General features: G+C 56.0%; 18 protein-coding genes. 17 read left to right on the top strand and 1 reads right to left on the bottom strand.

Going from position 1 to position 20227, the window contains the following annotated elements:
- Positions 1-6: 6 nt before the first annotated feature.
- From aegA to OGV89_RS09895, 3 genes are all read left to right on the top strand, one after another.
- The gene (gene aegA / locus OGV89_RS09905) at positions 7-1986 is read left to right on the top strand and encodes a formate-dependent uric acid utilization protein AegA (protein WP_003847242.1); all 1980 of its coding nucleotides are present in this window, start codon (positions 7-9) and stop codon (positions 1984-1986) included.
- 156 nt (positions 1987-2142) lie between these two features.
- On the top strand, positions 2143-2718 hold the full coding sequence (gene nudK / locus OGV89_RS09900; RefSeq protein WP_003847243.1) for a GDP-mannose pyrophosphatase NudK: 576 nt from the start codon (positions 2143-2145) through the stop codon (positions 2716-2718).
- Positions 2719-2841: 123 nt separating this feature from the next.
- Positions 2842-3885 (top strand): DUF1176 domain-containing protein, encoded by a 1044-nt coding sequence (locus OGV89_RS09895; protein WP_003847244.1) that lies wholly within the window; start codon positions 2842-2844, stop codon positions 3883-3885.
- On the opposite strand, the gene tkt is transcribed toward OGV89_RS09895, so the two are convergent.
- Positions 3875-5869: a transketolase gene (gene tkt, locus OGV89_RS09890; RefSeq protein WP_003847245.1), complete on the bottom strand. Its 1995-nt coding sequence runs from the start codon at positions 5867-5869 to the stop codon at positions 3875-3877. The two genes, OGV89_RS09895 and tkt, sit on opposite strands and share 11 nt — an antisense overlap.
- 280 nt (positions 5870-6149) lie before the next feature.
- Here tkt and maeB point away from each other — a divergent pair, with 280 nt between their 5' ends.
- The 14 genes from maeB to eutB all read left to right on the top strand — a co-directional run bounded on the left by maeB (position 6150) and on the right by eutB (position 20227).
- Entirely contained in the window at positions 6150-8429 is a 2280-nt protein-coding gene (gene maeB / locus OGV89_RS09885) for an NADP-dependent oxaloacetate-decarboxylating malate dehydrogenase (protein ID WP_003838520.1), read from the top strand.
- Positions 8430-8589: 160 nt separating this feature from the next.
- Positions 8590-8925, top strand: a complete 336-nt coding sequence (gene eutS / locus OGV89_RS09880) for an ethanolamine utilization microcompartment protein EutS (RefSeq protein ID WP_003037995.1) — start codon at positions 8590-8592, stop codon at positions 8923-8925.
- Positions 8926-8937: 12 nt separating this feature from the next.
- Positions 8938-9417, top strand: a complete 480-nt coding sequence (eutP, locus tag OGV89_RS09875; protein WP_003037998.1) for an ethanolamine utilization acetate kinase EutP — start codon at positions 8938-8940, stop codon at positions 9415-9417.
- Complete coding sequence (eutQ, locus tag OGV89_RS09870) at positions 9395-10099, top strand: ethanolamine utilization acetate kinase EutQ (RefSeq protein WP_003847253.1); 705 nt, start codon at positions 9395-9397, stop codon at positions 10097-10099. The genes eutP and eutQ overlap by 23 nt, the downstream gene beginning before the upstream one ends.
- Positions 10100-10108: 9 nt before the next feature.
- On the top strand, positions 10109-10912 hold the full coding sequence (gene eutT / locus OGV89_RS09865) for an ethanolamine utilization cob(I)yrinic acid a,c-diamide adenosyltransferase EutT (protein ID WP_003838524.1): 804 nt from the start codon (positions 10109-10111) through the stop codon (positions 10910-10912).
- On the top strand, positions 10909-11925 hold the full coding sequence (pta, locus tag OGV89_RS09860) for a phosphate acetyltransferase (protein ID WP_003847257.1): 1017 nt from the start codon (positions 10909-10911) through the stop codon (positions 11923-11925). The genes eutT and pta overlap by 4 nt, the downstream gene beginning before the upstream one ends.
- A 37-nt stretch (positions 11926-11962) precedes the next feature.
- Positions 11963-12256: an ethanolamine utilization microcompartment protein EutM gene (gene eutM, locus OGV89_RS09855; RefSeq protein WP_003835054.1), complete on the top strand. Its 294-nt coding sequence runs from the start codon at positions 11963-11965 to the stop codon at positions 12254-12256.
- A gap of 114 nt (positions 12257-12370) precedes the next feature.
- Positions 12371-12658: an ethanolamine utilization microcompartment protein EutN gene (gene eutN / locus OGV89_RS09850; RefSeq protein WP_003038011.1), complete on the top strand. Its 288-nt coding sequence runs from the start codon at positions 12371-12373 to the stop codon at positions 12656-12658.
- 11 nt (positions 12659-12669) lie between these two features.
- Positions 12670-14073 (top strand): aldehyde dehydrogenase family protein, encoded by a 1404-nt coding sequence (locus OGV89_RS09845; RefSeq protein WP_003038014.1) that lies wholly within the window; start codon positions 12670-12672, stop codon positions 14071-14073.
- Positions 14074-14085: 12 nt separating this feature from the next.
- On the top strand, positions 14086-14925 hold the full coding sequence (eutJ, locus tag OGV89_RS09840) for an ethanolamine utilization protein EutJ (RefSeq protein ID WP_003838530.1): 840 nt from the start codon (positions 14086-14088) through the stop codon (positions 14923-14925).
- The gene (gene eutG, locus OGV89_RS09835; RefSeq protein WP_003038020.1) at positions 14915-16102 is read left to right on the top strand and encodes an ethanolamine utilization ethanol dehydrogenase EutG; all 1188 of its coding nucleotides are present in this window, start codon (positions 14915-14917) and stop codon (positions 16100-16102) included. The genes eutJ and eutG overlap by 11 nt, the downstream gene beginning before the upstream one ends.
- 119 nt (positions 16103-16221) lie before the next feature.
- The gene (gene eutH / locus OGV89_RS09830) at positions 16222-17454 is read left to right on the top strand and encodes an ethanolamine utilization protein EutH (protein ID WP_286558555.1); all 1233 of its coding nucleotides are present in this window, start codon (positions 16222-16224) and stop codon (positions 17452-17454) included.
- On the top strand, positions 17451-18854 hold the full coding sequence (gene eutA, locus OGV89_RS09825; protein WP_003038026.1) for an ethanolamine ammonia-lyase reactivating factor EutA: 1404 nt from the start codon (positions 17451-17453) through the stop codon (positions 18852-18854). Before eutH ends, eutA begins: the two co-directional genes overlap by 4 nt.
- Positions 18855-18865: 11 nt before the next feature.
- Entirely contained in the window at positions 18866-20227 is a 1362-nt protein-coding gene (gene eutB, locus OGV89_RS09820; RefSeq protein ID WP_003038029.1) for an ethanolamine ammonia-lyase subunit alpha, read from the top strand.

Genomic DNA, 20227 nt, shown 5'->3' with positions numbered 1-20227 from the left:
GAAGCCATGAATCGTTTTATTATGGTCAATAGCCAGCAGTGCCTGGGATGCCATGCCTGTGAGGTCGCCTGCGTCATGGCTCACAATGGCGAACAGCATGTCCTGAGCCAACGGCATTTTCAGCCCCGAATTACCGTCATTAAACATCAGCAGCAGCGCAGCGCGGTGACCTGTCACCACTGCGAAGATGCACCCTGCGCCAGAAGTTGCCCAAATGGGGCAATTAGCCATGATAACGACAGCGTTCAGGTGAACCCGCAAAAGTGCATTGGCTGTAAATCGTGCGTCGTTGCCTGTCCTTTCGGCACGATGCAGATCGTACTCACTCCCGTCGCCAAAGGGAAGGTGAAAGCCACCGCGCACAAATGCGATCTGTGCCAGGGGCGTGAACAGGGGCCCGCCTGCGTAGAGAACTGCCCGGCGCAGGCGTTACAGTTGGTGACGGAAAACTCGCTTACCGGTCTGTCAAAAGCGCGCAGGCTGCGTACCGCAAGTCTGGAAAGCCAGCCATGGCACGCCAGCACTACCGATTTTGTTCCACATGTCATCACCAAACGTGAGCAAATGCAGGCAACGCCTGCGCGTGGTGAACCGGATAAACTGGCGATTGATGCCCGGAAAACCAGCTTTGAAGAGATCTATCTGCCGTTTCGTACGGCGCAGGCGGAGCGGGAAGCCTCTCGCTGCCTGAAATGCGGCGACCACAGTATTTGTGAATGGACCTGTCCGTTGCATAACCACATTCCGCAGTGGATTGAGCTGGTCAAAGCCGGAAACATCGATGCCGCGGTTGAGCTTTCACATCAAACCAACTGCTTGCCGGAGGTGACCGGGCGTGTATGCCCGCAGGATCGACTCTGCGAAGGGGCATGCACGGTGCGTAGTGAGCATGGCGCAGTCACTATCGGTAATATTGAGCGTTACATCTCCGATCGGGCGCTGAGTAAAGGATGGCGACCGGACTTAAGCCATGTGCAGAAAGTGGACAAGCGTGTTGCCATTATCGGCGCGGGTCCGGCGGGTCTGGCCTGCGCGGATGTGCTGGCGCGTAGCGGTATCAGTGCCACCGTTTACGATCGCCATCCTGAAATTGGCGGTTTGCTGACGTTCGGTATTCCGGCCTTCAAACTGGACAAATCGCTGCTGACGCGTCGCCGTGAAATCTTCAGCGCTATGGGGATTCATTTCGAACTTAACTGTGAAGTGGGTAAGGACGTCGCACTTGAAAAGTTGCTGGAGGATTACGATGCCGTGTTCGTGGGGGTGGGAACCTATCGTTCCATGAAGGCGGACCTGCCAAATGAAGACGCGCCAGGCGTATATGATGCGCTGCCGTTCCTGATTGCCAACACCAAGCAGGTGATGGGGCTGGATGAGTTGCCTGAAGAACCGTTTATCGATACCGCCGGACTGAACGTGGTGGTTCTGGGCGGAGGCGATACGGCCATGGACTGTGTACGTACCGCGCTGCGCCACGGCGCAAGCCAGGTGACCTGCGCCTATCGTCGTGATGAAGCCAACATGCCGGGTTCGAAAAAAGAGGTGAAGAACGCCCGGGAAGAGGGGGCAAACTTCGAGTTTAACGTCCAGCCGGTTGAGCTGGTGTTGCATGCCGATGGGCGAGTCAGCGGCGTGCGTTTCTTACGTACCCAACTTGGCGAACCTGATGCGCAGGGGCGTCGTCGCCCTGTTCCCATCGCCGGGAGTGAGTTTGTGATGCCTGCAGATGCGGTGATCATGGCGTTTGGTTTTCACCCACACGGCATGCCGTGGCTGGAGTCGCATGGCGTTAAGGTCGATAACTGGGGGCGCATTGCCGCCGATGTTGAAAGCGCATACCGTTACCAAACCAGTAACCCGAAAATCTTTGCCGGTGGCGACGCGGTACGCGGTGCGGATCTGGTGGTGACGGCCATGGCGGAGGGGCGGCACGCCGCCCAGGGGATCGTCGACTGGCTGGGCGTAAAATCAGTCAAATCTCACTAATCGGCGTCCAGGCCGGATAAGACGCGCTAGCGTTGTTATCCGGCAATGTGCCGCATGAATGCCTGATGGCGCTTTGCTTATCAGGCCTACATTGTTCCAAGACAAACCCGGTTTCACGGCGTAGTATTATTTCTCACTTCTTGCTGTGGAGCCGGTATGTCGCAAAAAATTACCCTCATCAAAGATAAAGTCCTCTCCGATAACTACTTCACCCTGCGCAATATCACCTATGACCTGACCCGTAGCACTGGGGAGGTGATTCGTCATAAACGCGAGGTTTACGATCGCGGTAACGGTGCCACAATCCTGCTGTATAACCCGGAGAAGAAAACGGTGGTCTTAATTCGCCAGTTCCGCGTCGCCACCTGGGTCAACGGTAATGAAGATGGTCAACTGATTGAAACCTGCGCCGGGCTGTTGGATAACGACGAACCGGAAGCGTGCATTCGCAAAGAGGCCATTGAAGAGACCGGCTTTGAAGTGGGCGAAGTGCGCAAACTGTTTGAGTTATACATGTCGCCGGGCGGCGTGACGGAAATAATCCACTTCTTCATTGCACAATACAGTGACAGCCAGCGAGCAAACGCTGGTGGCGGTGTGGAAGATGAAGATATTGAAGTTCTGGAACTGCCGTTCACACAGGCGCTGGAAATGATCAAAACGGGTGAGATCCGTGACGGTAAAACGGTGCTATTGTTGAACTATTTGCAGTCGTCGCATCTCATGGACTAATGCGTGGGATTTATATTTCTTTACAAATTTACGGCCAATCCGACAATTCTTATTGAGCCACATCAGTCGCGCAAGGAAGATACCGCTTAGGCTGTGTGTTTTGACTTCGGGGTTGTACCGTCCATGCGCTATCGCGTTATTCTCCTTTTCCTGCTTGGGTTGCTACCAGCCCGATTGCTCTGGGCTGCGCCCGCGCAACAGGCGTTTTCTGACTGGCAGGTGACGTGTAATAACCAAAATTTTTGCGTGGCGCGCAATACCGGAGAGCACCACGGCCTGGTCATGACCTTGAGCCGCAGCGCCGGGGCGCATACTGACGCCGTGTTGCGTATTGAGCTGGGCGGGCTGGAATCGTCCAACGTCAAAGAGAGCGATATTGCGCCGCGTCTGTTGTTGGATGGTGTGCCGCTCTCGCTGAGCGGCGAGCACTGGCGTGTTACCCCATGGCAACTGATGACCGATGATCCCGCCACCATTAGCGCATTTTTACGAACCGTACAGGATGCGAAGGCGATTACCCTGCAAAAAGGTGCGCAAAATCTTTCGCTGGTTGGGCTAAAAGCCGCATTGTTGTTTATCGATGCCCAGCAAAAACGGGTTGGCAGCGAAACCGCATGGATCGAAAAAGGTGACGAGCCTCCGCTCAGTGTACCTCCTGCCCCCGCGCTGAAAGGCGTAGCGGTCATTAACCCAACACCAACGCCTCTTACACAGCAAGAGCGCAGTGAACTGCTGGACTATGGTAACTGGCGAATCAACGGTATTCGTTGCTCTATCGATCCGCTGCGTCGCGAGATGCGCGTCACGGCCCTAACGGATGATAAAGCGCTGCTGATGATTGGCTGTGAGGCCGGAGCGTATAACACTATCGATCTGGCGTGGGTGGTTTCACGTACAACCCCGCTGACTTCACGCGCGGTACGGTTAAGCCTGCCTTTTAAAACGGATGCGGAAAGTCGCGATATGGAGCTGACCAACGCTACGTTTGACGAAAAGTCGCGGGAGCTGGTTACCCTCGCTAAAGGACGAGGGTTGGCAGATTGCGGTATCCAGACCCGCTGGCGCTACGATGGTCAGCGTTTTCGCTTGGTGCGCTATGCCCAGGAGCCAAGTTGTGATAACTGGCATGGGCCAGATGCCTGGCCCACACTGTGGATCACACGTTAAGCACCTTGTGTGCTTTGTCGACGATGTTATCTACCGTAAAGCCGAAGAACGGGAACAGCTTGTCTGCCGGTGCCGACTCCCCATAGCCCGTCATCCCAACAATCGCCCCTTTCAGCCCAACATATTTGTACCAGTAGTCGGCAATACCGGCTTCTACCGCCACGCGCGCGCTGACGTTTGCCGGCAGGACCGACTCCCGGTACGCCTCATCCTGGGCGTCGAAGATATCGGTTGAAGGCAGAGAAACTACCCGTACGTTACGGCCTTCGCCGGTCAGTTTTTCCGCTGCCAGCAGTGTGATTTCTATTTCTGAACCGGTAGCAATCAGGATAACATCCGGCTTACCGCCGCCGTCCTTCAGCACATAGCCGCCGCGGGCAATTTGCTGCACCTGCTCAGGTGTGCGCTCAACCTGCGCCAGATTCTGCCGCGAGAGGATCAGCGCCGTTGGCCCGTCATGGCGTTCGACCGCCAGCTTCCAGCCTACTGCCGCCTCAACCTGATCGCACGGTCGCCAGGTACTGAAATTAGGTGTCAGGCGTAGGCTGGCGAGTTGTTCGACGGCCTGGTGCGTGGGACCATCTTCCCCCAGGCCAATCGAGTCGTGGGTATAAACCATGATTTGTCGGGCTTTCATCAGCGCCGCCATGCGCGCGGCATTACGGGCATATTCAACAAACATCAGGAACGTGGCAGTGTAAGGTACGAAGCCCCCGTGGTGCGCGATACCATTGGCAATTGCGGTCATGCCAAATTCCCGCACGCCGTAGTGGATGTAGTTTCCTGCATGATCCTCTTTAAGAGAGGAGGAGCCTTTCCAGATGGTCAGGTTGCTGGGTGCCAGATCCGCCGAGCCGCCGAGCAGTTCTGGCAGTATCGGCCCATAGGCGTTCAGGGTATTTTGCGAAGCTTTACGGGTGGCTATTTTGGCTGGGTTGGCTTGCAGGTCGGTAATATATTTCTGGGTTGTTGCTTCCCACTCCTTAGGCAGTCCGCCGCTCATCCGGCGAGTAAACTCTGCCGCCAGTTCCGGGTAGGCTTGTTCGTAAGCTGCGAATTTTTCCTTCCAGCCCTGTTGCGCTTTTTCGCCTTTCTCGCGTGCGTCCCATGCCCGGTAAATCTCTTTGGGGATTTCAAAAGCAGGATGATGCCACCCCAGTTTCTGCCGGGTCAGCGCCACCTCTTCTTCGCCCAGCGCAGCGCCGTGTGCTTCCTCTTTCCCGGCTTTATTCGGTGAGCCAAAACCAATCACCGTGCGGCAGATAATCAGCGACGGTTTATCGGTAACAGCCTGCGCTTCCTGAATGGCTTTTTTCACCGCCTCAGGGTCATGACCGTCAATGTCGTGCACTACATGCCAGTGGTAAGCCTCAAAGCGTTTTGCAGTATCGTCGGTAAACCAGCCTTCGGTTTCGCCATCAATTGAGATGCCGTTGTGATCGTAGAAGCCGATGAGTTTGCCAAGCCCCAGCGTGCCCGCCAGCGAACAAGCCTCGTGTGAAATACCCTCCATCAGACAGCCGTCGCCCATAAAGACCCAGGTAAAGTGGTTAACAATCTCATGGTCCGGTTGGTTAAACTGTGCTGCCAGCGTGCGTTCGGCAATGGCCATGCCGACGGCGTTGGCTAAACCCTGGCCCAGCGGTCCGGTGGTGGTTTCCACGCCCGGCGTGTAGCCAATTTCCGGATGACCTGGCGTCTTCGAATGGAGCTGACGGAAGTTCTTTAATTCTTCGATCGGCAGGTCGTAACCGGAAAGATGCAATAGGCTGTAAAGCAGCATTGAGGCGTGGCCGTTGGACAGAATAAACCGGTCACGATCGTACCAGGTGGGATCGGTCGGGTTATGGCGTAGAAAATCGTTCCACAGCACTTCGGCGATATCGGCCATCCCCATTGGTGCTCCTGGGTGGCCGGAGTTAGCTTTTTGGACGGCATCCATACTCAGCGCACGAATGGCATTGGCAAGCTCTTTACGGGTCATAGGAAATACTCCTTGAAAAGTAAAGTGTTAGATGCGTGTTGTGATTCACACTTTTGGGAAAATTGCGGGCGTTGTCAGCAAAAAGCATAGCAGACAAGCATGGTATTGCTGGATTAAGCAGGTAACATGGCTGTTATAAATTGATAACAAATTCTTTCTTTGAATGGTGAGAGTTTGGGGACCTTCAAAGTTTGTGCCGTTGACTGAGGTGATAATGTGCGGCTCAGTAGAATGGTTACCCGCGCCACTTTTTTGATAGATACGTGAAAGGAACAACAAGATGGATGACCAGTTAAAACAAAGCGCCCTCGATTTCCACGAATTTCCGGTACCCGGTAAAATCCAGGTTTCTCCGACCAAGCCTCTGGCAACGCAGCGCGACCTGGCGCTGGCCTACTCGCCGGGCGTGGCTGCACCGTGTCTTGAAATTGAAAAGGACCCGCTGGCAGCCTACAAATACACCGCGCGCGGCAACCTGGTTGCGGTTATTTCCAACGGTACGGCGGTGCTGGGCCTGGGCAATATTGGCGCACTGGCCGGCAAACCGGTGATGGAAGGTAAAGGCGTTCTGTTCAAGAAATTCGCCGGGATCGACGTGTTCGACATTGAAGTCGATGAACTCGATCCGGATAAATTTATCAATGTGGTTGCGGCCCTGGAACCCACGTTTGGCGGTATCAACCTCGAAGATATCAAAGCGCCGGAGTGCTTCTACATTGAGCAAAAACTGCGCGAACGCATGAATATTCCGGTCTTCCACGATGACCAGCACGGTACGGCAATCATCAGTACTGCCGCAATTCTGAACGGTCTGCGGGTGGTTGAGAAAAATATCTCTGATGTGCGCATGGTGGTGTCTGGCGCAGGGGCGGCGGCGATTGCCTGTATGAACCTGCTAGTGGCGCTGGGCATGCAGAAACACAACATTGTGGTCTGCGACTCCAAAGGCGTGATTTATAAAGATCGTGAACCGAATATGGCCGAAACCAAAGCGGCCTACGCGGTGGTGGATGACGGTAAGCGTACGCTGGACGACGTGATTGATGGCGCAGACATTTTCCTCGGTTGCTCCGGTCCGAAAGTGCTGACGCAGGAAATGGTTAAGAAGATGGCGCGTGCGCCAATGATTCTGGCACTCGCTAACCCAGAACCGGAAATCCTGCCGCCGTTGGCAAAAGAGGTGCGTTCCGACGCCATCATTTGTACTGGTCGTTCAGACTACCCGAACCAGGTTAACAACGTCCTGTGCTTCCCGTTCATCTTCCGCGGCGCGCTGGATGTCGGTGCAACGGCCATCAACGAAGAGATGAAACTCGCGGCGGTGCACGCCATTGCTGAGCTGGCGCATGCCGAGCAGAGTGAAGTGGTGGCCTCTGCTTATGGCGATCAGGACCTGAGCTTCGGCCCGGAATACATCATTCCGAAACCGTTCGACCCGCGTCTGATCGTCAAAATCGCCCCTGCTGTGGCGAAAGCAGCGATGGACTCTGGTGTGGCAACGCGTCCTATTGCCGACTTTGACGCTTACATCGATAAGCTGACTGAATTCGTCTACAAAACCAACCTGTTCATGAAGCCAATTTTCTCCCTGGCACGCAAAGCGCCGAAGCGTGTGGTGCTGACGGAAGGGGAAGAAGCGCGCGTACTGCATGCTACCCAGGAGCTGATTACTTTAGGGCTGGCAAAACCAATCCTGATCGGTCGTCCGAGCGTTATTGAAATGCGTATCCAGAAACTGGGGCTGCAGATCAAAGCGGGCGTCGATTTTGAGATCGTCAACAACGAATCCGATCCGCGCTTTAAAGAGTACTGGAGTGAGTATTATCAGATCATGAAGCGCCGTGGGATCACCCAGGAGCAGGCGCAGAGGGCGGTGATTGCTAATACCACGGTGATCGGTGCAATCATGGTGCAGCGTGGCGAAGCGGATGCGATGATCTGCGGTACGATTGGTGACTACCATGAGCACTTCAGCGTGGTGAAAGAGGTGTTTGGTCATCGTGACGGCGTGCATACTGCCGGGGCGATGAACGCCTTGCTGCTGCCAAGCGGTAACACTTTTATCGCCGATACTTACGTCAACGACGATCCTACGCCTGAGCAACTGGCGGAAATCGCCGTGATGGCGGCAGAGACTGTGCGTCGCTTTGGTATTGAACCGAAGGTGGCGTTGCTGTCGCACTCCAACTTTGGTTCCTCTGACTGCCCGTCGGCCAGCAAAATGCGCGAAGCGCTGGAGCTGATTAAGGCGCGCGCGCCAGAGTTGATGATTGACGGCGAAATGCACGGCGATGCCGCGCTGGTGGAAAGTATCCGTAATGACCGCATGCCGGACAGTCCGCTGAAAGGCTCAGCTAATATTCTGGTGATGCCGAATATGGAAGCGGCCCGTATTAGTTACAACTTACTACGCGTTTCCAGTTCTGAAGGCGTAACGGTTGGCCCGGTGCTGATGGGGGTTGCGAAACCTGTTCATGTATTAACGCCGATCGCCTCTGTTCGTCGTATCGTTAATATGGTGGCGCTGGCGGTTGTAGAAGCCCAAACGCAGCCGCTGTAATTTCACTTTAATTAATTTCCGGCGCGGGTTTCTCTCGCGCCTTTTTATTTTCCCTTTCTTAGTGATCTACTTCACCTTTTAAACCTGGTTGCCGAATTTTGTTATTTACTCTGACAAAAAATTGCCACGATAAGGGCAGTTTTAGCGGAGGCGGTGAGCAATGGAAAAAGAACGCATTATTCAGGAGTTTGTGCCGGGGAAACAGGTCACGCTGGCGCATCTCATTGCGCACCCCGGCGAGGAATTAGCGAAAAAGATCGGCGTTCCCGAAGCGGGCGCTATCGGCATCATGACGCTGACGCCAGGCGAAACCGCGATGATTGCCGGTGACTTAGCCATGAAGGCGGCGGATGTACATATCGGTTTTCTCGATAGATTCAGCGGCGCACTGGTGATCTACGGCTCGGTAGGCGCAGTAGAAGAAGCGTTATTACAGACGGTAAGCGGTCTGGGTCGATTATTAAATTTCACTTTGTGCAACCTGACAAAAAGTTAATCAGAGGCGGCGATGAAACGTATTGCGTTTGTCGGTACGGTGGGGGCGGGGAAAACAACGCTCTTTAATGCGCTACAGGGGAATTATTCCCTCGCCAGAAAAACACAGGCCGTGGAGTTTAATGAAAATGGCGATATCGATACGCCAGGGGAATATTTTAGCCATCCGCGCTGGTATCACGCCTTAATTACCACGCTGCAGGATGTTGATACGTTGATTTATATACACGCGGCAAATGATAAAGAAAGTCGCTTACCTGCCGGGCTGTTGGATATCGGTGCCAGTAAACGACAAATCGCCGTTATCAGTAAAACGGACATGCCGGATGCCGACGTCGCCGCAACGCGACAACTACTTCGCGGGATGGGGTTTCAGGAGCCGATTTTTGAGCTCAATAGCCATGACCCGCGCAGTGTGCAGCACCTGGTGGATTATCTGACTGAGCTCAGCCAAAAGGAGGAAAGGGCAGGTGAAAAAACTCATCACAGCTAACGATATTCGTGCGGCCCACGCACGCGGCGAACAGGAAATGTCGGTTGTTCTGCGCGCCAGCATCATCACCCCGGAGGCGCGCGAAGTTGCGGAGCTGCTGGGCGTTACCATCAGTGAATGCGATGAATCCGCGCCAGGAGCCGTCGCTGCTGCTCCGGCTGCGGTGACTGATGGCAAAACGGAAAGCCAGCGCATTCGCGAAACCATCATTGCGCAGTTACCGGAAGGGCAGTTTACCGAAAGCCTGGTCGCGCAGTTGATGGACAAAGTCATGAAGGAAAAGCAGTCGCTGGAGCAGGGCGGAATGCAGCCGAGCTTTAACTCGGTGACCGGCAAAGGCGGTGTGAAAGTCATCGACGGCAGCAGCGTGAAGTTTGGTCGTTTTGACGGCGCGCAGCCGCACTGCGTGGGCTTAACCGATCTGGTGACCGACCAGGACGGTAGCAGCATGGCCGCCGGGTTTATGCAGTGGGATAACGCCTTTTTCCCATGGACGCTGAACTACGACGAAATCGACATGATTCTGGAAGGAGAGCTGCATGTTCGCCACGAAGGCGAAACCATGATTGCAAAAGCCGGGGACGTGATGTTTATCCCGAAAGGCTCCAGCATTGAATTTGGTACGCCATCGACGGTGAAGTTTCTGTATGTGGCCTGGCCTGCGAACTGGCAGTCCTGCTAAGGCGGATGTATGAAGGATTTCATTACCGAAGCATGGCTCAGAGCGAATCATACGCTCAGCGAAGGGGCTGAAATTCATCTCCCCGCTGACGCTCGCCTGACGCCGTCTGCCCGGGAATTACTGGAAAGCCGACATCTGCGCATTAAGTTTATTGACGAGCAGGGCAGCCTGTTTATTGATGACGAAGAACAGCAGCCGCAGCCGGTGCATGGGTTAACCAGCAGTGATACGCATCCACAGGCCAGCTGCGAACTGTGCCATCAACCGGTGGCGAAGAAACCGGACACCCTGACGCATCTGACGGCGGACAAGATGGTCGCCAAAAGTGACCCTCGGCTGGGATTTCGCGCCGCGCTGGACAGCACCATCGCCCTGGCCGTGTGGTTGCAGATTGAGATGGCAGAACCGTGGCAGCCGTGGCTGGCGGATATCCGCTCGCGCCTGGGCAATATTATGCGCGCAGACGCCATGGATGAGCCGCTGGCAGCACAAGCTGTCGTGGGTTTAAGTGACGAAGATTTACACCGTCTTTCGCATCAACCGCTGCGCTATCTGGACCACGACCATCTGGTGCCTGAAGCCAGCCATGGACGTGATTGCGCGCTGCTTAATCTGCTGCGTACCAAAGTCCGTGAAACGGAGACGGTGGCGGCCCAGGTATTCATCACTCGCAGTTTTGAGGTTATACGACCGGACATTATGCAGGCGCTCAACCGCCTTTCCAGTACGGTCTACGTGATGATGATTCTGAGTGTTGCAAAGCATCCGCTGACGGTTAGTCAAATTCAACAGAGACTGGGGGAGAAGCAATGATCATTGAACGTGCTCGTCAACTCGCCCAACGCTCACCTGCACGAGTAGTGTTCCCGGATGCGCTGGATGTCCGGGTGCTGAAGGCGGCGAATTACCTGCATCAGCACGGTCTGGCACGCCCCATTCTCGTCGCCAGCCCGTTTGCGCTACGCCAGTTTGCGCTCAGCCATCGCGTAGCCATGGACGGTATTCAGGTTATTGATCCACAAAGCAATGTACAGATGCGTGAAGAGTTTGCCCTGCGCTGGCGGGCAACGGCGGGTGAAAAAACGCCGCCGGATGCGCGGGAGAAGCTCAACGATCCGCTGATGTTTGCCGCCGCGATGGTCAGTGCCGGTAAAGCCGATGTGTGTATTGCGGGCAACCTGTCATCAACGGCAAACGTGCTGCGTGCAGGGTTGCGCATTATCGGATTACAGCCTGGTTGCAAAACGCTGTCGTCAATTTTCCTGATGCTGCCGCAGTATCTCGGGCCGTCATTAGGATTTGCAGACTGTAGCGTTGTGCCGCAGCCCACTGCTGCACAGCTGGCGGATATCGCCATCGCCAGCGCTGAAACCTGGAAGGCGATCACAGGTGAAGAGCCGCGCGTGGCCATGCTGTCGTTTTCAAGTAATGGCAGTGCTCGCCATCCTAACGTCGCTAACGTGCAGCAGGCGACCGAGATCGTTCGTGAGCGTGCCCCGCAGCTTACCGTGGACGGTGAACTGCAATTTGATGCTGCCTTTGTTCCGGATGTCGCTGCGCAAAAAGCGCCCGCAAGTCCGTTAAAGGGCAATGCCAATGTGATGGTCTTCCCATCGCTGGAGGCGGGCAATATTGGCTACAAAATCGCTCAGCGCCTGGGAGGGTATCGCGCAGTAGGGCCATTGATTCAGGGGCTTGCCGCACCGCTTCATGATCTCTCTCGTGGCTGTAGCGTACAGGAAATTATCGAACTGGCGTTGGTGGCAGCAGTGCCGCGCCAGACTGACATGAGTCGTGAAAACGCCTCGCACACACTGGTTGTATAAGGTCCCGTTCAGGACCCCTTAATGAGAGGAAAACACAATGGAAGCATTAGGAATGATTGAAACCCGGGGCCTGGTTGCACTGATTGAGGCTTCTGACGCAATGGTTAAAGCGGCACGCGTGAAACTGGTTGGCGTGAAGCAGATCGGTGGCGGTCTGGTCACTGCCATGGTCCGTGGCGACGTAGCGGCATGTAAAGCTGCAACGGACGCAGGTGCAGCGGCAGCACAGCGTATTGGCGAGCTGGTTTCAGTGCACGTGATCCCGCGTCCGCACGGCGATCTGGAAGAAGTGTTCCCGATCAGCTTTAAAGGCGACAGCAACGACATGTAAGTCGTCCATGTGACGCCACAGACTTCATTGCTGGCGTCACCTTCTCTCCTTTTCACATTACCTTCTGCGGAGGGTAGGGGGAGGTTTTACCTGAAATATGCCACGGAGGCGCGTATGAAACTGGCAATCGTTACAGGACAAATTGTTTGTACCGTACGCCATCAGGGGCTCGCGCACGACAAGTTGCTGATGGTGGAAATGATTGACGCCCAGGGAAATCCCGACGGGCAATGTGCTGTTGCTATCGACAGCATCGGGGCGGGAACCGGAGAGTGGGTGCTGCTGGTCAGCGGAAGCTCCGCCCGTCAGGCGCACCGGAATGAATCATCGCCTGTCGATCTGTGCGTGATTGGCATTGTCGATGAAGTGGTGGCAGGTGGTCAGGTGATCTTCCATAAATAAGGCAGAAAATCATGAATCAACAGGATATTGAACAGGTCGTGAAAGCGGTACTGCTGAAAATGAAAGACAGCAGCCAACCCGTCAGTGCCGTTCAAGAAATGGGCGTTTTTGCCTCCCTGGATGACGCAGTGGCGGCAGCAAAACTGGCCCAGCAGGGGCTGAAAAGCGTCGCCATGCGCCAACTGGCTATCACGGCGCTACGTGAGGCGGGCGAAAAGCACGCCAGAGAATTAGCGGAACTTGCCGTCACTGAAACCGGCATGGGACGCGTCGAAGATAAATTTGCCAAAAACGTGGCGCAGGCGCGCGGCACGCCGGGTGTGGAATGCTTGTCTCCACAGGTTCTGACCGGCGATAACGGTCTGACGCTGATTGAAAACGCGCCGTGGGGCGTGGTGGCCTCGGTAACCCCATCTACCAACCCGGCCGCGACCGTCATTAACAACGCCATCAGCCTGATTGCCGCTGGTAACAGCGTGGTTTTCGCACCGCATCCGGCGGCGAAAAAAGTCTCTCAGCGCGCTATCACTCTGCTTAACCAGGCGGTAGTTGCCGCAGGTGGTCCGGCAAACCTGTTGGTGACAGTTGCCAACCCTGATATCGAGACTGCCCAACGTCTGTTCAAGTACCCAGGTATCGGCCTGCTGGTGGTGACCGGTGGTGAAGCCGTAGTAGATGCCGCGCGTAAGCACACCAACAAACGTTTGATTGCCGCTGGCGCAGGTAATCCGCCGGTGGTGGTTGATGAAACGGCTGACCTGGCACGCGCGGCGCAGTCGGTAGTCAAAGGCGCATCGTTTGACAACAACATCATCTGCGCTGACGAAAAAGTGCTGATCGTGGTCGATAGCGTCGCTGATGAACTGATGCGTCTGATGGAAAGCCAGCATGCGGTGAAACTCACCACGGCCCAGGCCGAACAGCTGCAGCCGGTGCTGCTGAAAAATATTGATGAGCGCGGTAAAGGCACGGTCAGTCGTGACTGGGTTGGTCGTGACGCAGGCAAAATCGCTGCGGCGATTGGTCTGAACGTACCGGAGCAAACCCGTCTGTTATTCGTCGAAACCTCCGCGACGCATCCGTTTGCCGTCACCGAACTGATGATGCCGGTTCTACCAGTCGTGCGGGTCGCTAACGTCGATGAAGCCATTGAACTGGCGGTCAAGCTTGAAGGTGGTTGCCACCATACGGCGGCGATGCACTCGCGCAATATCGACAACATGAACCGTATGGCAAACGCCATTGATACCAGCATCTTCGTTAAGAACGGACCGTGCATTGCCGGTCTTGGACTGGGCGGTGAAGGCTGGACCACGATGACCATTACCACACCAACCGGGGAAGGGGTGACCAGTGCGCGTACGTTTGTGCGTCTGCGTCGCTGTGTGTTGGTAGACGCCTTCAGAATTGTATAAGGAGTAAATGAGATGGCGCACGACGAACAACGTTGGTTGACACCCAGACTGCTAAAAGCGGCAACGCTATGTAACCAGACGCCCACAAAGAGCGATTCACCGCTGTGGTTGGGCATTGATTTGGGAACGTGTGATGTGGTGTCGATGGTTGTGGACAGTGACGGACAGCCGGTCGCGGTTTGCCTGGACTGGGCCGATGTCGTGCGCGATGGCATCGTCTGGGATTTCTTTGGTGCGGTGACCATCGTTCGTCGCCATCTCGATACGCTCGAACAACAGCTGGGTTGCCGCTTTACCCATGCGGCAACCTCATTTCCACCGGGAACTGACCCTCGCATCTCTATTAACGTGCTGGAGTCTGCCGGGCTTGAAGTGAGCCATGTGCTCGACGAACCGACAGCGGTGGCGGATCTGTTGCAGCTCGATAACGCCGGCGTGGTGGATATTGGTGGTGGCACTACCGGGATTGCGATCGTTAAACAAGGCAAGGTGACCTACTCCGCTGATGAAGCAACCGGTGGGCATCATATCTCTCTGACGCTGGCCGGGAACCGTCGTATCCAGTTAGAAGAAGCCGAGCAGTACAAGCGTAGCAATGGCAAAGAAATCTGGCCGGTGGTGAAGCCTGTTTACGAAAAAATGGCGGAAATCGTCGCCCATCATATTGCGGGTCAGGGCGTTACCGATTTATGGCTGGCCGGTGGTTCCTGCATGCAGCCGGGCGTTGATGAGCTGTTCCGTAAGCGTTTCCCGGAACTGCAGGTGCATTTACCCCAGCACAGCCTGTTTATGACCCCGCTGGCGATTGCCAACAGCGGAAAAGAAAAAGCGGAAGGAATCTATGCAAGCTGAATTGCAGACCGCGCTCTTTCAGGCATTCGATACCCTGAATCTGCAACGCGTAAAAACGTTTAGCGTTCCACCGGTCACCCTTTGTGGGCTGGGAGCGCTCAGTACCTGCGGACAGGAAGCACAAACGCGCGGATTGACGCATATGTTCGTCATGGTGGACAGCTTCCTGCATCAGGCGGGGATGACCGCCGCGCTGGAACGCAGTCTGGCGATGAAAGGCGTGGCGATGACGCTGTGGCCATGTCCGGTGGGCGAACCGTGCATTACGGACGTCTGCGCGGCGGTCGCGCAATTGCGTGAATCGAAGTGCGATGGCGTTGTGGCCTTCGGCGGTGGCTCCGTACTCGATGCCGCCAAGGCAGTGGCGTTGCTGGTGACCAACCCCACTCAGACGCTGGCAGACATGGACGAGCGCAGCGCGTTACGCCCACGTCTGCCGCTGATTGCCGTACCGACTACCGCCGGAACGGGCTCAGAAACCACCAACGTCACGGTAATAATCGACGCCGCGACTGGACTCAAAAAAGTGCTGGCCCACGCAACCCTGATGCCGGATGTGGCGATCCTGGACGCTGCATTGACGGAAGGCGTGCCTGCACATGTAACGGCGATGACCGGGATTGATGCACTGACGCACGCCGTTGAAGCGTATAGCGCGCTGAACGCGACGCCGTTTACCGACAGTCTGGCGATTGGCGCGATTGCGATGATAGGTAAATCGCTGCCGAAGGCCGTCGGCTACGGTCAGGATCTGGCGGCGCGCGAAAGCATGCTGCTGGCTTCCTGTATGGCCGGGATGGCGTTTTCCAGCGCAGGGCTGGGCCTGTGCCATGCGATGGCGCACCAGCCGGGAGCGACGTTGCATATCCCACACGGACAGGCTAACGCCATGCTGCTTCCTACGGTAATGGGGTTCAACCGCATGGTGTGTCGTGAGCGCTTCAGCCATATCGGACGCGCGTTAACCAACAAGAAATCGGACGATCGTGATGCTATCAACGCGGTCAGCGAGTTGATTAGCGAAGTGGGCCAGACCAAACGGCTCTCAGACGTTGGAGCAAAACCCGAACATTACAGCGCATGGGCACACGCCGCGCTGGAGGATATTTGTATTCGCAGTAACCCACGCACCGCCACGCAGGAACAGATTATCGACCTGTACGCGGCTGCCGGGTAATGCCTGTAGGCCGGATAAGGTGCTCGCACCGCCATCCGGCAATAACACGGCGTTAATGCCGGAGGCGACGTAAACGTCTTATCCGGCCTACAAATCACAAATGACAGGGAGTAGGGGCTATGGGAATTAACGAAATCATCATGTACATCATGATGTTCTTTATGCTGATTGCCGCCGTGGACAGGATCCTGTCGCAGTTCGGCGGTTCGGCGCGCTTCCTCGGTAAGTTCGGTAAGAGTATTGAGGGATCGGGCGGTCAGTTTGAAGAAGGCTTTATGGCAATGGGCGCGCTGGGTCTGGCGATGGTCGGTATGACCGCGCTGGCGCCAGTACTGGCGCATGTGCTCGGGCCGGTAATTATTCCGCTGTATGAAATGCTGGGCGCGAACCCGTCGATGTTTGCCGGAACGCTGCTGGCGTGCGATATGGGCGGCTTCTTCCTGGCGAAAGAACTGGCGGGCGGCGATGTGGCGGCGTGGTTGTACTCTGGCCTGATTCTCGGCGCGATGATGGGGCCGACGCTGGTGTTCTCCATTCCGGTTGCGCTGGGAATTATTGAACCGTCTGACCGTCGTTATCTGGCGCTGGGCGTGCTGGCCGGTATTGTCACCATTCCGATTGGCTGTATTGCGGGTGGTCTGGTCGCGATGTACTCCGGTGTGGAAATCAACGGTCAGCCGGTGGAGTTCACCTTTGCGTTGATCCTGATGAACATGATCCCGGTGCTGATCGTAGCCGTGCTGGTGGCGCTGGGACTGAAATTCATCCCGGAAAAAATGATCAACGGTTTCCAGATCTTCGCCAAGTTCCTGGTAGCGCTGATCACCCTCGGTCTGGCTGCGGCAGTCATCAAGTTCCTGCTCGGCTGGGAGCTGATCCCAGGTCTTGATCCTATTTTCTTGGCGCCAGGCGACAAGCCGGGTGAAGTGATGCGCGCCATCGAAGTTATCGGTTCTATCTCCTGTGTGCTGCTGGGTGCCTACCCGATGGTGCTGCTGCTGACCCGCTGGTTTGAAAAACCGCTGATGAGCGTCGGCAACCTGTTAAAAGTCAATAACATTGCGGCTGCGGGTATGGTGGCAACGCTTGCCAACAACATCCCAATGTTCGGCATGATGAAAAACATGGATACCCGCGGCAAAGTGATCAACTGCGCTTTTGCGGTTTCCGCGGCCTTCGCTCTGGGTGACCACTTAGGTTTCGCCGCTGCCAACATGAACGCCATGATCTTCCCGATGATTGTCGGCAAGCTGATCGGCGGCGTGACGGCGATTGGCGTGGCTATGCTGTTAGTACCGAAAGACGAAGATGTTCCGGCACCAGCAGAAACCAATCCGGAGGCGCAATCGTGAATACTCGCCAGCTACTCAGCGTCGGTATCGATATCGGCACCACCACCACTCAGGTGATCTTCTCACGCCTTGAGCTGGTCAACCGTGCGGCAGTGTCGCAGGTGCCGCGCTACGAATTCATCAAACGCGAAATTAGCTGGCAAAGCCCGGTGTTCTTTACCCCCGTTGATAAGCAGGGCGGGTTGAAAGAGGCCGAACTGAAAGCACTGATCCTCGCCCAGTATCAGGCGGCGGGCATTGCGCCGGAAACGGTTGATTCCGGCGCGATCATCATTACCGGGGAAAGTGCCAAAACGCGCAACGCGCGCCCGGCGGTGATGGCGCTCTCCCAGTCGCTGGGGGATTTCGTGGTTGCCAGTGCCGGTCCGCATCTGGAATCAGTGATTGCCGGTCACGGTGCGGGGGCACAAACCCTGTCCGAGCAGAAGTTGTGCCGCGTACTGAATATCGACATCGGCGGCGGTACGTCGAACTACGTTCTGTTCGATGCCGGAAAAGTCAGCGGATCGGCCTGTCTGAACGTCGGCGGACGGCTACTGGAAACGGACGGTCAGGGGCGCGTGGTGCATGCGCATCAGCCGGGACAAATGATTGTGGATGACGTATTTGGTCCAGGCACTGATGCCCGAACCCTCAATGCGGCGCAGCTTGTTCAGGTGGCCCGACGGATGGCGGCGCTGATTGTGGAGGTGATTGACGGCACGCTTTCACCGCTGGCACAGGCGCTGATGCAAACCGCTCTGTTACCGGCGGGCGTGAAGCCGGAAGTGATTACGTTGTCCGGCGGGGTGGGCGAGTGCTACCGCAACCAACCTGCCGATCCGTTCTGTTTTTCCGACATTGGGCCGCTGTTAGCGACGGCGCTGCATGAACATCCGCGCCTGCGTGAGATGAACGTGCAGTTCCCGGCGCAAACCGTGCGCGCCACAGTGATTGGCGCCGGTGCGCATACGCTGTCGCTTTCGGGCAGCACTATCTGGCTGGAAGGTGTGGCGCTTCCGCTGCGCAATCTGCCGGTGGCGATTCCGGTTGATGAGGCTGATCTGGTGGCCGCCTGGCAACAGGCACTAATGCAGCTCGATCTGGACCCGCAAACGGACGCCTACGTGTTGGCGCTGCCCGCTTCTCTGCCGGTGCGCTACGCCGCGCTGTTAACGGTGATTGATGCGTTGCTGGCCTTTGTCGCGCGCTATCCGAATCCGCATCCCCTGCTGGTGGTAGCCGAGCAGGATTTTGGTAAAGCCTTGGGCATGCTGTTACGCCCACAGTTACAGCAACACCCGCTGGCGGTCATCGATGAGGTGGTTGTCCGGGCGGGGGACTATATCGACATTGGTACGCCTCTTTTTGGCGGATCGGTTGTGCCGGTGACGGTGAAATCACTCGCATTTCCTTCCTGAGGGAACGACTTATGAAACTAAAGACCACATTGTTCGGCAATGTTTATCAGTTTAAGGATGTTAAAGAGGTGCTGGCAAAAGCCAACGAACTGCGTTCGGGGGATGTGCTGGCAGGTGTCGCTGCAACCAGTTCGCAGGAACGCGTGGCGGCCAAGCAGGTGCTGTCGGAAATGACGGTAGCGGATATCCGTAATAACCCGGTGATTTCCTATGAAGAGGACTGCGTGACGCGTCTGATTCAGGATGACGTCAACGAAACGGCCTATAACCGCATCAAAAACTGGAGTATCAGCGAGCTGCGCGAGTACGTGCTGAGCGATGAAACCTCTGTTGATGATATTGCGTTTACGCGTAAAGGGTTAACGTCGGAAGTGGTCGCTGCGGTAGCAAAAATCTGCTCTAACGCGGACCTGATCTACGGCGGTAAGAAAATGCCGGTGATCAAAAAGGCGAACACCACCATCGGTTTACCGGGCACCTTTAGCTGCCGTTTGCAGCCGAACGATACCCGTGACGATGTACAGAGTATTGCGGCGCAAATCTATGAAGGACTGTCTTTCGGTGCGGGCGATGCGGTGATCGGTGTCAACCCGGTCACGGATGACGTGGAAAACTTAAGCCGTGTGCTCGATACCGTGTATGGCGTTATCGACAAGTTCAATATTCCGACCCAGGGCTGCGTACTGGCGCACGTCACCACCCAGATTGAAGCGATTCGTCGCGGTGCGCCGGGCGGGCTGATTTTCCAGAGTATCTGCGGTAGCGAAAAAGGCTTAAAAGAGTTTGGCGTTGAGCTGGCCATGCTGGATGAAGCGCGTGCAGTGGGTGCTGAATTCAACCGTATCGCCGGGGAAAACTGCCTGTACTTTGAAACCGGGCAAGGGTCTGCGCTCTCCGCTGGCGCTAACTTTGGTGCCGATCAGGTGACGATGGAAGCGCGTAACTACGGGCTGGCGCGTCACTACGATCCGTTCCTGGTGAACACCGTGGTGGGCTTTATCGGGCCGGAATATCTATACAACGACCGTCAGATTATTCGCGCGGGCTTAGAAGATCACTTCATGGGCAAGCTGAGCGGCATCTCAATGGGCTGCGACTGCTGTTACACCAACCATGCTGATGCTGACCAGAACCTCAATGAAAACCTGATGATTCTGCTCGCCACCGCTGGCTGCAACTACATCATGGGCATGCCGCTCGGTGACGACATCATGCTCAACTACCAGACCACCGCCTTCCACGACACCGCGACCGTGCGCCAGTTGCTGAACCTGCGCCCGTCGCCGGAGTTTGAACGCTGGCTGGAAACCATGGGCATTATGGCAAACGGTCGCCTGACCAAACGGGCGGGCGATCCGTCACTGTTCTTCTGA

It is taken from the genome of Citrobacter sp. Cf125, assembly GCF_030333935.1.
GTDB classification, from domain to species: Bacteria; Pseudomonadota; Gammaproteobacteria; order Enterobacterales; family Enterobacteriaceae; genus Citrobacter; species Citrobacter freundii.
Note: the sequence above shows the minus strand (reverse complement) of the source record. Positions and strands in the feature narration are given on the sequence as shown.

What these genes read in the sequence shown, in the direction of transcription:
- eutP (WP_003037998.1), top strand. Translation starts at nt 8,938, where the DNA reads ATGAAACGTATTGCGTTTGTCGGTACGGTGGGGGCGGGGAAAACAACG.
- eutG (WP_003038020.1), top strand. Translation starts at nt 14,915, where the DNA reads ATGCAAGCTGAATTGCAGACCGCGCTCTTTCAGGCATTCGATACCCTG.
- eutH (WP_286558555.1), top strand. Translation starts at nt 16,222, where the DNA reads ATGGGAATTAACGAAATCATCATGTACATCATGATGTTCTTTATGCTG.
- nudK (WP_003847243.1), top strand. Translation starts at nt 2,143, where the DNA reads ATGTCGCAAAAAATTACCCTCATCAAAGATAAAGTCCTCTCCGATAAC.
- eutT (WP_003838524.1), top strand. Translation starts at nt 10,109, where the DNA reads ATGAAGGATTTCATTACCGAAGCATGGCTCAGAGCGAATCATACGCTC.
- maeB (WP_003838520.1), top strand. Translation starts at nt 6,150, where the DNA reads ATGGATGACCAGTTAAAACAAAGCGCCCTCGATTTCCACGAATTTCCG.
- eutM (WP_003835054.1), top strand. Translation starts at nt 11,963, where the DNA reads ATGGAAGCATTAGGAATGATTGAAACCCGGGGCCTGGTTGCACTGATT.
- aegA (WP_003847242.1), top strand. Translation starts at nt 7, where the DNA reads ATGAATCGTTTTATTATGGTCAATAGCCAGCAGTGCCTGGGATGCCAT.
- eutJ (WP_003838530.1), top strand. Translation starts at nt 14,086, where the DNA reads ATGGCGCACGACGAACAACGTTGGTTGACACCCAGACTGCTAAAAGCG.
- eutN (WP_003038011.1), top strand. Translation starts at nt 12,371, where the DNA reads ATGAAACTGGCAATCGTTACAGGACAAATTGTTTGTACCGTACGCCAT.
- eutB (WP_003038029.1), top strand. Translation starts at nt 18,866, where the DNA reads ATGAAACTAAAGACCACATTGTTCGGCAATGTTTATCAGTTTAAGGAT.
- pta (WP_003847257.1), top strand. Translation starts at nt 10,909, where the DNA reads ATGATCATTGAACGTGCTCGTCAACTCGCCCAACGCTCACCTGCACGA.
- OGV89_RS09845 (WP_003038014.1), top strand. Translation starts at nt 12,670, where the DNA reads ATGAATCAACAGGATATTGAACAGGTCGTGAAAGCGGTACTGCTGAAA.
- tkt (WP_003847245.1), bottom strand. Translation starts at nt 5,869, where the DNA reads ATGACCCGTAAAGAGCTTGCCAATGCCATTCGTGCGCTGAGTATGGAT.
- OGV89_RS09895 (WP_003847244.1), top strand. Translation starts at nt 2,842, where the DNA reads ATGCGCTATCGCGTTATTCTCCTTTTCCTGCTTGGGTTGCTACCAGCC.
- eutS (WP_003037995.1), top strand. Translation starts at nt 8,590, where the DNA reads ATGGAAAAAGAACGCATTATTCAGGAGTTTGTGCCGGGGAAACAGGTC.